Here is a 12,224-nt window from a genome sequence, read left to right on the forward strand (position 1 = left end):
CCCTGTGCGGACCCGCATGCAGGGTGTTGTGGGGGCTGGGGGATTAAAACCCCCGGCTACCCGATTGAGTTTTATAATACAATAATCAAGGTTCTACCCTATTATTAGATTTGACTCCCTATGCTATCATTATTTCTGTCAACTTTGTCAATTCATCTTTGAGGGTATCCTTAGTTATTGACGCATGCGTCTCTAACCTCAAAATCGGAATATCATACTTATTAAAAATATCATCCTTCTTTTGATCCCTTAACTGCTGCTCTGGATTATTCAAATGGAATTCAGTACCATCGACTTCTATTGCAAGAACCGGGCTTTTGTCAAACTTGTTGGAAATTAAAAAATCCACGCTGCTTCTTGGCTGTTTGATAAACTTTTTTTCAATTTCACTACATCGTTTCCTATTTAAAAAGATATCCGCGAGTCTTACCTCATGGGAAAACGAATAACATATGAAAGCTTCTTCCGAGAGCAGTTCCTTAAGGATAGAGTAAATTATTAGTTCACTTTTGAAACTAATGTTCTTTTTTACATTACTCATAGCCAACTTTCTTTTCCACAGCCTTTCTGAAAAATCTTTATATAATAGGTCAAATACTGAAATGACACGACCGTTCTCAATATTACTTTTATCATGGTATTCAATATACCTGAGCAAATCACCGATGTTATTTCCGTTCTTTTTATAAAATGCATCAGCGTTTGATATAATAATCAACTGTTTCTCCGCCCTGGACACAGCTACATTAACCATTTGAGGATCATCTACAAAACGCATTTTAAAATTTGATTTAGCTGATTGGTCGAGAATTGTTGAAAACACAATAACCGGTTTCTCCCGCCCTTGGTACTTGTGTACTGTATCTTTTTCAATGGCTGACGGGTTTAGCTTTTCAGACAATTTTACCTGTTTTCTATAGGGAGTGATCAAGCCTATGTCATCCAGGTTCTGAGAGTAAAGGCTGAACTTATAATCTTTTTTATTATCAATCAGGTTATTAAGTTCTTCCAGCTCTCTTTGATTGAAAGGGCCTCTTTTTCCTCTAGTTATCTCCCGCATGTGATTCCCTGGAGCTGTTTTAATAACATTTATGGGGGCGGAATTTTCTGCTTTGGTGTATACGATGAGTTCTCCATTGTAATAGTTCATATTACAGAACCGGATAATGTCTGGATGACATCTGTAATGTTCTTTTAATAATGTTTTCTGAAGTCTCTCTCCATACAAAACATCCAAAGAAGACATGATATTTTGCTTTTGATAATCATAGGCCTCATTCTCAAAATAGTGTTCGGTTTTTTCTGGAATATGAGGTAGTTGTTTCTGATCTCCTACGATTATTATTTTTTCAGCACATGATAACGGCAACATTGCTTTAACTAAGTCAAGGGTCGATGCTTCATCCACTATGACATAGTCAAATACAAATCCATTTGCAGCAGAATTTGTGATTGAATAAGCTGTGCTTAAAATTATCGGATAATCATTTATAAATGAATCAAATACTTTTTTATACTTTTTTATAGTATATTTCTTTCTTTCCTCCTTAAATCGTTGGCTCAAATAATGATCAAAAAGCGTTTTAGAAACTTTGCTGTGCTTTTCTGCCAAATCCAAAAAGTTTCCTTTTCCTAAAATCCGTTCACATTGCTTCAGCTTGTTTTCTAATTCTTTTATCTTAAGTTTGTAAAAAACCTTTTGGAATCTGGAGATAACCTCGTGATTATTCTCCTGTAATTCTTTGAATTTATAGACACCATATTTGGCAAAGAGCTTAAACTTGCTAATGAAATTCAGTTTCTCCTTATTTGAAATCATTATCCGATGGTCTACAAGAAAATCTAAAATTTTCTCATGCCCTAAATTATAAAAGCTGATATAAAGTCTCTCATCTAACTTATCAATTCCATCAACATTGTTATAGTAGGCCTGCTCCAATCTCAAAGCGTTCAGTTTTTCTTTAATCTGCTGTTGCTCCCGTTCTTTTTTCATCAATTGCCGGAGTTTGGTACTGCATTCAAGCAACTCATTTTTAGTGCGTTTAAGATCTTCTGAATCAAGCTGATTCGGCACTATTTCTCTAATAATATTTGATTGATTTAAAAAAAACTTTTCTTGCTTTTCCTTTCTTCCCAATTGGGCATATATGTATCCATAATTGTATTTATTGAGTTTGTCCCTTACGTTATCAACTGCTGCATTATTATTAGATACTAAAGCAACGTTCTTTCCTCTTAGCATTACATTTGCAATAATGTTCAATATGGTTTGTGTTTTACCTGTTCCGGGCGGTCCTTGAATAACACTTAGTTCATTCTTGAATACACTTTTTGTTGCCTCTAACTGGCTAATATTAAATCTAAATGGAAAAATTAACGGCTCTTCGTCATTGAAATTCTCAAACGCAGCCCCATTTAAGTACTTATGCAATAATGAATTTTCTTTAATTTTAATGCCATTGCAATATCTGCCCAGCACTGAAGAACCGTCTTCTGCTTTAGTATCTTGTGCGATCGAAGTATATATTTCAAAAGGATCATTAGATTTGGTTTCGATAGTCACGTTCTTTGAGCTATAAGGGTATGGCGTCTCATTGTTTTTAAACCGGACGATGTACTTATCCCCAATTTTATCCAAGCTTTCAATTTCATTTGTTTGGTCAATACCCTTTAAAAAGATTCTTTTTGTTTCCATGTTTGAGTTTTTCAACTAATTTAAGTGTCAATCCGAATCACTATTGCCAAAATGGTCTGTTGGTCTAATTTTTTGCTTTACCAATACGTTTATTCTCACCAAACAATAAAAATGAAGTTAAGAACTTTGAACATGCTGCGGCTCGGCCGCAGCATGTTGCATGTTGAACGTTTTACAAAAAAAGCAGCCTAATTTCGATCACAGTTTTTTGAGGTAGGGTCACTCCGAATTCTGTGATGGGGACATCTATCCGCTACTGTTCCAAAAGCTTTCGGGATAAACTATGCAATTCCACATTTGCCAGCGCAACAACCTTTTTCTTAACTGTTCTTGAATAATATTCCTTTTCGGTTTTAGTCAATAGGCTTCCTTCTAATTTCTTCTTAAACAATTCTTTTTGTTTAGGAGAAAAAACCTGCGACAAAGCATATTCCATAGAAAATTCTTGAAATTTATCTTTGCGCCTTCGATCCTTTTCAACTTTTTTTTCAAAATAAAGTTCAAAAAGCCCCATTACCCGTTCTGGATCAAATTGATCTTTCCCCGTTTGAGGTGCCTGGTGGTGAACCAAATTATTTTTCCATGTTTTGACACGTTTCTTGTCTTCATCGGAAAATGTTTTTTTGAGTTTGTTGAGCCATGGGAATGAGAGGTGATACGTTGAGTAAACTGAAGCCGATAAAAGCACAAGTTGATGGAATTGTTGTTTTTGTTTTTTGGCATCTAACTGCTGCACGACCATGTCTGGCGAAAAATGATAACTTTCAGCAGCATTTGCCAGTATCACAGGAAACCCTTCCCAAAGACGAGTATCATTACTTTTCACAACCTCTGCCAGTGTTTCATTTACATCTATATCTTCATTTGGTTCAAACATTGGAAAACCCAATTTTGACAGACTGTTATATAGTTCTCGATCAGCCATAAAGTCCATTCTCCCTGAGTTGATCTAAAAAATAATCCATATTCGGTTTTAATCGAACCTCAGCCACTTCGTACAGGAGCAGTTCATTGAAATGCTCCGTCAGTTGTGCGATGTCAATTTTTTCTTTATGTGCATCAAATAGCATCAGGCAATCTTCAAAATCAACCCGGGTTCCACGCATCAACTTACTGCAAATCAGATCATAATCGTTTAAAATGCCAATATAAAGATGTGAATATTCCTTTAAGGCGGAATTTCTATCATCCTCTAGGGGAGAGTCGAGTAACTCCGTTGTATGAATATGGTTACCGCTAAAGAGATCAAATCGAAATATCTCTTTATTCCGCTTCCACCCTGATCCGGTTGTTTGTTTATACCCTAACGCTTTTAACAGTTTGGTCAGGTATGTGAATTCTTTTATATTGGGGATCATGAAATCAACATCTTTTGTAGAGGGTTTTACTCCTAACAAAGTCATGGCTGTCCCACCACAGGCAATCAGATGTACCCTGCGTTTGAGGAAGCGGTTCCATTCCGCCATAATGTCGAGAAGCTGTTCTTTACCTAATCCATATTCCATTTGTAGCTTTTCATACATTTTTTTGTATATATATCTACATTACTTTGTATCTATATGTACAAAATAGTTATCTCCTTGTCAAGTTCCATTTTAGATATCAATTCGGGCTCAGTTCTAAAGCAGCCCCTTGCTGTCCGGTCACTCGCTGGTCGGGCTGTTTAGGAAGTTGTTTGAATTGCTTCTGCATGCAATTTTAAGCCAAGTGCACCAATGACTTTGAGGATTGTGTCAAAGCCCGGATTTCTTTCACCAGAAAGTGCCTTGTAAAGACTTTCGCGGGAAAGGCCAGCATCCCGAGCTACCTGTGACATTCCCTTGGCCCGGGCAATGTCACCCAAAGCTTTAGCAATAAAAGCAGCATCCCCATTGGCTTCCTCAAGACAAGCTTCAAGATAAGCCGCCATTGCTTCCGGATTACGAAGATGCTCGGAAACATCATATCTTGTGGTGATAGTTTTAGCCATGATAGACTCCTATAAATTCTGCGCCAATTGTAAGGCGGTTTTGATATCTTTTGCCTAGGTACGCTTGTCTCCACCAGCCAACAAAAATACTATAGACTCTCCGAGCTGCTTATAATACACCCGATAACCAGCTCTGTAATTGATTCGTAACTCTGAAACACCTTCGCCCACTGCCTTAACATCTCCTGGATTTCCGGCAGCCAGTCGCTCAATTCGTACCAAAATACGAGTGCGAGCACGGATGTCATGTAACTTATCAAGCCATTTGACAAAAAGTTCAGTTTTTCGAATTTCAATCATTGTTCAATTGTAGCCAGGTGGCCACATGTTGTCAATAAACAATTTACGATGCCATGTTTTAAGCCCAACGAATAAGGATAGATTGTGGTTCGTTCCTCACACAATCTATCCTTATTCGTTAGAAGTTATTTTTTATATTAAATTTGAGATTCAATGGTTTCCCTTAAGTTTTACAAAATACCTTTAACAAAAGGAATGACTACAGTAAGCCGAGACCATTCTTTGAATTCTTTTTTGTGGTAAAGTTCAATAACAAGTAAATAGTCTTTATTTTCACAAATTCCCAAACAAACTAAAGAAGCGTCTTTTACAAGTAATTTTTTATAATCATAAGATTTTCGACAAAGAAAAACTTCAACGCTGAAAGGTTTATTTTTAAAACCATCGATAGGAATAATAATATCATTTGAAGTGATCTTTTTTTGAAATATGGGTAATTTATTCGGGGCTTGAGGAATAATAGTAAAAATTCTTTTGAATTCTATCATGTCTTCCAATGGCTCAACAGAATTTATGAATAATCTATCTTCACTAGTATTGGAACGTAAATGCACTATTGCTGGATCAGTATCTCTCGGTGGATGATATGTAAAATGTGATCCGACCGGGGTAACATTTACAGCATCATTAAAATTAACTTTAGTCTTTCCGCTCTGTTGCCCCTCGGGTATTTTAATTTCACCAAGCTTCATTTCTTGTGGTTTAGATAATGATGACCCAAATGAAAACGAACCATCTTTAAGAGGGATTATAAAAAAGAATTTTCTTAATTGATTATTTTCCGACAACAGAATTCGAGTTTTATTGTTTTGTTTACTCATTTTTTTCTTCTAACGTATCATATTAAGCAGAAAAAAATCTGCATATTAACCTTATATATTTTTTTATAATTATGATATTAAAGCATCCAAATACAGTTTTAAGGCAAGTTGTTAAAAATAAATATACTCTTGGCATATATATAGTGACCCCGGCTGTCAAGACAAATCCTGTAGCGTTTAAGAATATTTTTTAATAAAATTTCCTATGTGTTTAATAGCCTGTCTTCCCTCTGAAAGATATTTGGCGAAATAATGCCATACATGAAACATTCCTTCCCAGATTTCCAGTTGGACCGTTGCGCCCGCCTTAGTTAGCTTTTTTGACAGGATTTTCGAATCGTCAACCAGGACTTCATGTTCACCGGTTTGAATCAGGACAGGAGAGATCCCTGAAAAATTATTGTTGATAGGGGATATCAGAGGGTTAGACAAGTCTTTGTCAGTATAAAAAAGAGCGGTTTTCTTCAAAATGCTTTGACTGAGCATGGGGTCTTTTTTTTGGTTTTCAATATGGGATTTGTTTTTGCATTCAAGATCAATCCAGGGTGAGATCAATATAGAGCATATGGGCAAAGGGCGCTCATCTGTCAGGAGACCGGATAGAAGGGCAAGGGCAAGGCCTGCCCCTGCAGAATCTGCAACAAGGCTTATTTTGTGTGTATCTTGAAAATTATCCATCACCCATTGATACACAGCCCTCACATCGCAAAGCCCCTTTGGAAAGGGATGTTCAGGGGCCAGCCTGTAGTTGAAAATCAAAACTTTTGCATCAGAAGCAATCGCTATTCGTGATGCAAGATCCCTGTGGGAATTTATTGAGCCGGCAATATATCCTCCCCCATGGATATATATGATGATTCGTTTTTTATTATGATGTAAAGGCAACAGCCATTGAGCTTCAATGGCTTTGATACGAAACGGCTCAGCTTTGATGGATTTATCCGGTTTAAAGGCAATAGCGCTTTTTTCAAGAAGTTTTCTGTATGGCTCAATACCGATAGATTCAAAGGTAGGCCGTGATTTTAGATGTCTGAAAATAGCTGATAATATTATTGATGTCATTTTGCTCATAAAAAAACCATATTGTTTATCTATCTAAAAAAAGGTATCACAGTTTGGTGTGAAACCAAATATTTTTTATGGGGAATACAGGGAAATGGGAAAAAATTTTTTTATCACTGATTTTGACGGAACATTATTAAAAAATGACAAAACCATCTCCCGCGAAGACATCAAAACCCTTGAGATGTTAAGACAGAGAAAAATAGTGACTGCTATTGCAACCGGACGGTCCGTATACTCATTTGAGAAAGCGTTGAAGGTTATTGGCATGGCCCGGGGGGATAATTTTTTACCTGTAGATTATGTCATATTCTCGACTGGTGCCGGTATTATGGAATTTCCAGGCGGTAAGGTGATCTGTCAAAAGGCTGTGCCATCTTCGGACATTGGAAAGATAACGAACTATCTGGACCATCGAAAGTTTGACTATATGGTGCATAAGTCCATACCTGATACAAGACATTTTTTATATAAATCCCATGGAAATCATAATCCTGATTTCCAAGCCCGGCTGGCCCTTTATAAGGAATACGCATTGCCCCTGAAGGACGGGCATATCCATTGCGATCCGGCCACTGAAGTACTGGCCATTATACCGGGTGGAGCGGATATGGATTCCATAGAAACAATAAAAAAGGATTTATCCGGTTTCAGTGTGATCCATGCTACGTCCCCGCTTGATCATCTATCATCATGGATAGAGGTCTTTCATAAAGATGTATCTAAGGCTAAGGCCGCCTCCTGGCTTGTTAAAAGGCTTGGTGTAAACCGCCAAAATGTTATTTCAGTGGGAAATGATTATAATGACCAGGACCTTCTGGCCTGGTCAGGAAAAGGATTTGTCGTAGAAAATGCCCCTGATCGCTTAAGGAAAGCCTTTAAGACCGTGTCTTCCAACAACCGGTGCGGTGTGTCCCAGGCTGTAAAAGAGTCAGGATGGATAGATTAGAATGTTTATCGGCAATATCAAAGTCCTGAAATTAGTTGTTTCATATCTCTGACAGCCTGTTCCATGCCTGTCAGTATGGCTCTTGCAACAATACTGTGCCCGATGCTGAATTCGCTGATTTCGTGAAGTCCCTTAAAGGCTTTAATCGTATTGTAACAGATGCCGTGACCGGCGTTTACCTCAAGTTTTAGCTTGGTTCCGATTTTTGCTGCGTCAACGATTCTAAAAAATTCTTTTTGTTTCTGGGCACCTGTGGTTGCATCGCAAAAAGCACCCGTATGAATTTCGATCATGTCGGCATCAATTTTATGGGCGACTTTAATCTGGTCAAGATCCGGATCAATAAAAATGCAGACGGCAATTCCGGCGTTTTTTAAAGTTGTGACGGCTTCCCTGACATAATTTTCATGGCTGATCAGGTCCAGCCCCCCCTCTGTGGTCAATTCTTTTTTTGTCTCAGGAACAAGGGTTACGCAGTCCGGTTTGATATCCAGTGCAATCCCTAACATTTCACTGGTGGCGGCCATTTCCAGTATGAGTTTTGATTGTACAATTTTTCTTAACAGCCTGACATCCCTTTCCTTTATATGGCGGCGGTCTTCTCTTAAATGAACAACGATTCCGTCAGCCCCTGCAGTCTCGGCAGCAACAGCCGCCGCAACAGGTTCAGGATAGTTGATTCCCCGGGCTTCCCTTAAAGTCGCCACATGATCTACATTTACAGCAAGTTGAGCCATTTGTTTTACCTCTCCATTATTTAAAATATATTCAACTCTTTATTGGTTTCAATTTTTCTTAACAGCTCAAGGCTTTTGTCTTCCATCTTCCGCGCATCTGACTGGCTTGCTTCATGGTCAAATCCCATCAAATGCAGGATGCCGTGGATCAGAAGCTGGGACATCCTTTCATCCAGGCTGAAGTTTGCCTTATCAGCCTCTTGTTTAGCGGTTTCACAGGAGATGACAACATCTCCTAAAAGGCCTGGTGTTATATCAGCAAATTGGCCTTCCTGCATAGGGAATGCCAAAACATTTGTCGGTTTGTCTATACCCCGGTATGTCTTGTTGAGCTGTTGAATCTGATCATTATCCGTAATCACAATGGATATTTCATGGGCATCACAACCCAAGGCGTTTAAGATCTGTTTTGTCTTTTGACAGATTGTATCCGTTGGTATTTTCTTTTTTTGCTGATTGTCGATCAGTATCTTTAGATATTCCATTTTTTTCTTTTTTCTTTTCCTGATTTTTTCCCGGGGATCTATCCGGGTATTCTATCCGGCTGTGATAAATGCTGGTTAAAATATTATTGAAGCTTTTCGCAATCTGGTGAAGATCTTTTAGTGTCATTTCGCATTCTTCCAGTTGCCCGTCGGCAAAAATATCGTTAATCAGTTCTTTAACCCGTCCCTGGATTCTCGCAGGTGTAGGACGGTCTAATGCTCTGACAGCCGCTTCAACAACATCCGCCAGCATGACAATACCGGCTTCTCTTGTCTGAGGTTTCGGGCCCGGATATCTGAAATTCTCTTCTTTTACCGTGGCGTTTCCGCTTTTTAAGCTTTTTTGATAAAAATATTTGATCAGGGATGTACCATGATGTTGAATAATTCCCTCAATAATTTCTTTCCCTAGTTTATGTTTTTTAGCCAGCTCAACACCCTTTTTCACATGCCCGATTAAAACGAGGGCTGACATGGAAGGGGAGAGCTTGTCATGCCTGTTTTTACCGTCTGCCTGATTCTCGATAAAGTATAATGTTTTACCCAGCTTTCCGATATCATGGTAATATCCCATTACTTTTGCCTTAAGGGTGCTGGCATTTATGGCCGATGCAGCAGCTTCCGCCAGGGTGGCAACAATAACGCTGTGATTATACGTCCCGGGGGCTTCAATCATCAGTTTTTTAATTAAAGGCTGATCAAGATTTGAAAATTCCAGAAGGGTTGAGTCTGTTGTATAATCAAAAATAAACTCAATCAGAGGGGTAAATCCGATGGTAAAGGTGGCTGAAAAAAGACCACCGCAAAAAGCCAGGGCCATTTCTTTTGCAAGAATGGGAACATCGGGCTGGGCAAGGGAATAGAATCCAAGGGAAAGAGCCAGGATAGCATTGAAGGCTGCAAGCTTGAACCCGGCTATGATAAAGTTTTTCCTCTCTTGCCGCTCTTTGATCCAATAGGCAGCCGTAATACTTGATAAAAAGAAAAAGATAAAGACCTCGAAACTGCCTGAAAATGCAAGGCTTGTCAGCAAGGAGAGAATAATGGTGAAAAAAACGGCAATATCAAACCCCAGGAACAGGCAGGTCAGCATGGCCGCTGCCGGGATCGGGATGATCATGAAAAACGATAGAGAGGAGAAATCCCACATAATTTCAGGATTTGCCGACTGGGCAATATAGGTTGAAAACTTGACAAAGGTGAGATACAGGATAAGCCCTAAGGATAGAAAGAGGATATGCTTATTATGAGCCGTTTGTAATTTTTTGTGGTCTTTTAAGAATAGGAGATAAACCACCAGGATGGATAAAAAAGTGATTAAGGAAATCCCTGTGCTGGAAATGAAAATATCCTTTTCTTCTGCCTGGTCCTGAAGGGCAACAAGCTTTACCTGCTGTACCTTATCTACCCGTTCGCCTTCCCTTAAAATCATTTCACCTGCTTTGATTTTATACAGAATCGGTTTGATTTGGGTTTCAGCTTCCCGGATCCTTTTTTCCGTTTCATTTTTATTTAAGGTAATATTGGGCTGCAATAGTTTTTGGCACAAATCAACGATCAGGTTGGAAAGATTATAGTTGATATCCTTTAATAGGGGTTGGCCTTCGATTCGAACCATGGCTTTTGCCTGATCCGGACCATAAAAGACTTTCAAATTATTGACAGTCCTCTCTTCTCTGGAGCCTATGGTTTGAAGAATAATTCCCTTGTGTGCTTCCTTTAGTAAAAATTCTTTATTTGCCACAATTCCGTTTATAAGAACTTTGTTGATAATGGCTTTAATCTTCAGGGTAATGTCAGGAGAAAATTGATATTTGTAAAAAATAGAATAAGCTCCCTTGCTGATTTCAATTCCCAGTTTTTCTTCAAATTCGGGTTTGGTAGCCAATACAATAGCAAAGGTCGGATCCGGTTCTAAGGTCTGCTCATCTGCTTTCTTGAACAGTTCCCGGGGAATTTTCATTGCAGCATCAATGTTGGAAGAGATCTTTTTAAGCAGGCCGGCATCAAAATCATATATAATTTTAACAGATTCTTTAACTTCATTCTTTTTAATATTTGTGGCTTCTTTATCTTCAACAAAGAAATTTCTGGGCGCTTTGATATCCCTTTTTGCCACATCCCCGATACTATAAGAATAGGATGTTTTACTCTGTTCCGGGTAATGTGTAATGGTAAAGAATACCGTGATAATAATCAGTAACATCCACAACACATAAGGTGATGTCGAAAGAAATTCTTTTACCTGGTTGAGATTATTTCCGTTTTTGGTTTTTCTCATAGGCGTCTATAATGTTTGATACAAGTTTATGCCGGACAACATCATCCTTTGAAAAATAAATAAATTCAATCCCTTTTATATTGGTTAAAATTTTTTTAGCTTCAATCAGACCGGATTTTTTTCCGGATGGCAGGTCTACTTGTGTGATATCACCGGTGACAATGGCTTTTGATCCATACCCGATACGTGTTAAAAACATCTTCATCTGGTTTGATGTTGTATTCTGTGCTTCATCCAGGATAATAAATGCATTATTTAATGTTCTGCCCCTCATAAAGGCAAGAGGGGCGATTTCAATGGTATCCTGTTCAATGAGTATTTTTGCTTTTTCAAAGTCCATCATGTCATAAAGGGCATCATATAAAGGCCGGAGATAGGGATTGATCTTCTGGGCCAGGTCTCCGGGTAAAAATCCCAGGGTTTCTCCTGCTTCAACAGCAGGTCTTGTTAATATAATTCTTTTAACTTCCCCTTTTGAGAATGCGGCCATTGCCATGGCCATGGCAAGATAGGTTTTCCCTGTTCCGGCAGGGCCGATGGAAATAAGAATATCATTCTTGCGGATCCCTTCGATATATTTTTGCTGGGCAGGATTCCTAGGGGTGATGGCTTTGTTTCTAATCGTTTTAAATACCGTGGTCGAAAAGATATCTTTTAAATGAGAGTTATTGTTGTTCTTTATGGTATTGATTGCTGCATCAATATCAGCTTCCCCAAAGGAGAAGTCGTCTTCTAAAAGTTGATAAAGCTGGTCGATCAGTTTTTCAGCAAGATTTACATCATGAGGCTTGCCGCTAACCGACAGCGTGTTGCCCCGGGTGTTGATTGTAACTTTAAACGCCTCACAGATTTTGTCCAGATTGTTGTTATGATGTCCAAAAAGTTCCCTGGTAAGCACCAAGTTTTGAAACGTAATGTTTTTCAT

Annotated in this window: 12 protein-coding genes; 1 reads left to right on the forward strand and 11 read right to left on the reverse strand. The window is 38.5% G+C overall.

The features are described from left to right. Positions 1-118 precede the first annotated feature (118 nt). The 7 genes from QAI40_RS04655 to QAI40_RS04685 form a co-directional block, all read right to left on the reverse strand. Positions 119-2,695, reverse strand: a complete 2,577-nt coding sequence (locus QAI40_RS04655; protein ID WP_299976550.1) for an AAA domain-containing protein — start codon at positions 2,693-2,695, stop codon at positions 119-121. A 253-nt stretch (positions 2,696-2,948) separates the two neighbouring features. Then, complete coding sequence (locus QAI40_RS04660) at positions 2,949-3,620, reverse strand: hypothetical protein (RefSeq protein WP_304511461.1); 672 nt, start codon at positions 3,618-3,620, stop codon at positions 2,949-2,951. Further along, positions 3,613-4,200 carry a hypothetical protein gene (locus QAI40_RS04665; protein ID WP_299976555.1) on the reverse strand — a complete coding sequence of 196 codons (588 nt, stop codon included), beginning with the start codon at positions 4,198-4,200 and terminating at the stop codon, positions 3,613-3,615. Before QAI40_RS04665 ends, QAI40_RS04660 begins: the two co-directional genes overlap by 8 nt. Positions 4,201-4,358: 158 nt before the next feature. Then, positions 4,359-4,664 carry an addiction module antidote protein gene (locus tag QAI40_RS04670; protein ID WP_299976558.1) on the reverse strand — a complete coding sequence of 102 codons (306 nt, stop codon included), beginning with the start codon at positions 4,662-4,664 and terminating at the stop codon, positions 4,359-4,361. 54 nt (positions 4,665-4,718) lie between these two features. Then, entirely contained in the window at positions 4,719-4,964 is a 246-nt protein-coding gene (locus QAI40_RS04675; RefSeq protein ID WP_299976561.1) for a type II toxin-antitoxin system RelE/ParE family toxin, read from the reverse strand. 170 nt (positions 4,965-5,134) lie between these two features. Further along, positions 5,135-5,785: a hypothetical protein gene (locus QAI40_RS04680; RefSeq protein ID WP_299976564.1), complete on the reverse strand. Its 651-nt coding sequence runs from the start codon at positions 5,783-5,785 to the stop codon at positions 5,135-5,137. A 177-nt stretch (positions 5,786-5,962) separates the two neighbouring features. After that, positions 5,963-6,847, reverse strand: coding sequence for an alpha/beta hydrolase (locus tag QAI40_RS04685; protein WP_299976567.1), 885 nt, complete (start codon positions 6,845-6,847; stop codon positions 5,963-5,965). Between the two features lie 94 nt (positions 6,848-6,941). Between QAI40_RS04685 and QAI40_RS04690 the strand changes: the two genes are divergently transcribed. Next, complete coding sequence (locus tag QAI40_RS04690; protein WP_299976570.1) at positions 6,942-7,796, forward strand: HAD family hydrolase; 855 nt, start codon at positions 6,942-6,944, stop codon at positions 7,794-7,796. Positions 7,797-7,813: 17 nt separating this feature from the next. Here QAI40_RS04690 and QAI40_RS04695 read toward each other — a convergent pair whose 3' ends face one another. Genes QAI40_RS04695 through QAI40_RS04710 form a run of 4 tightly spaced genes read right to left on the reverse strand, consistent with a single transcriptional unit; the run spans position 7,814 to position 12,224 of the window. Further along, entirely contained in the window at positions 7,814-8,533 is a 720-nt protein-coding gene (locus QAI40_RS04695; RefSeq protein WP_299976573.1) for a pyridoxine 5'-phosphate synthase, read from the reverse strand. A 20-nt stretch (positions 8,534-8,553) separates the two neighbouring features. Then, on the reverse strand, positions 8,554-9,018 hold the full coding sequence (gene ybeY / locus QAI40_RS04700) for an rRNA maturation RNase YbeY (RefSeq protein WP_299976576.1): 465 nt from the start codon (positions 9,016-9,018) through the stop codon (positions 8,554-8,556). Then, positions 8,915-11,299, reverse strand: coding sequence for an HD family phosphohydrolase (locus tag QAI40_RS04705; protein WP_299976579.1), 2,385 nt, complete (start codon positions 11,297-11,299; stop codon positions 8,915-8,917). The genes ybeY and QAI40_RS04705 overlap by 104 nt, the downstream gene beginning before the upstream one ends. Further along, positions 11,274-12,224 (reverse strand): PhoH family protein, encoded by a 951-nt coding sequence (locus QAI40_RS04710; protein WP_299976582.1) that lies wholly within the window; start codon positions 12,222-12,224, stop codon positions 11,274-11,276. The genes QAI40_RS04705 and QAI40_RS04710 overlap by 26 nt, the downstream gene beginning before the upstream one ends.

This window comes from Desulfobacula sp., from assembly GCF_030611305.1.
Classification (GTDB): Bacteria; Desulfobacterota; Desulfobacteria; order Desulfobacterales; family Desulfobacteraceae; genus Desulfobacula.

Excerpts from the sequence above, each read along its gene's own strand:
- QAI40_RS04680 (WP_299976564.1), bottom strand. The coding sequence starts at position 5,785 with ATGAGTAAACAAAACAATAAAACTCGAATTCTGTTGTCGGAAAATAAT.
- QAI40_RS04710 (WP_299976582.1), bottom strand. The coding sequence starts at position 12,224 with ATGAAAAACATTACGTTTCAAAACTTGGTGCTTACCAGGGAACTTTTT.
- QAI40_RS04665 (WP_299976555.1), bottom strand. The coding sequence starts at position 4,200 with ATGGAATATGGATTAGGTAAAGAACAGCTTCTCGACATTATGGCGGAA.
- QAI40_RS04660 (WP_304511461.1), bottom strand. The coding sequence starts at position 3,620 with ATGGCTGATCGAGAACTATATAACAGTCTGTCAAAATTGGGTTTTCCA.
- QAI40_RS04685 (WP_299976567.1), bottom strand. The coding sequence starts at position 6,847 with ATGACATCAATAATATTATCAGCTATTTTCAGACATCTAAAATCACGG.
- QAI40_RS04675 (WP_299976561.1), bottom strand. The coding sequence starts at position 4,964 with ATGATTGAAATTCGAAAAACTGAACTTTTTGTCAAATGGCTTGATAAG.
- QAI40_RS04695 (WP_299976573.1), bottom strand. The coding sequence starts at position 8,533 with ATGGCTCAACTTGCTGTAAATGTAGATCATGTGGCGACTTTAAGGGAA.
- QAI40_RS04655 (WP_299976550.1), bottom strand. The coding sequence starts at position 2,695 with ATGGAAACAAAAAGAATCTTTTTAAAGGGTATTGACCAAACAAATGAA.
- QAI40_RS04670 (WP_299976558.1), bottom strand. The coding sequence starts at position 4,664 with ATGGCTAAAACTATCACCACAAGATATGATGTTTCCGAGCATCTTCGT.
- QAI40_RS04705 (WP_299976579.1), bottom strand. The coding sequence starts at position 11,299 with ATGAGAAAAACCAAAAACGGAAATAATCTCAACCAGGTAAAAGAATTT.
- ybeY (WP_299976576.1), bottom strand. The coding sequence starts at position 9,018 with ATGGAATATCTAAAGATACTGATCGACAATCAGCAAAAAAAGAAAATA.
- QAI40_RS04690 (WP_299976570.1), top strand. The coding sequence starts at position 6,942 with ATGGGAAAAAATTTTTTTATCACTGATTTTGACGGAACATTATTAAAA.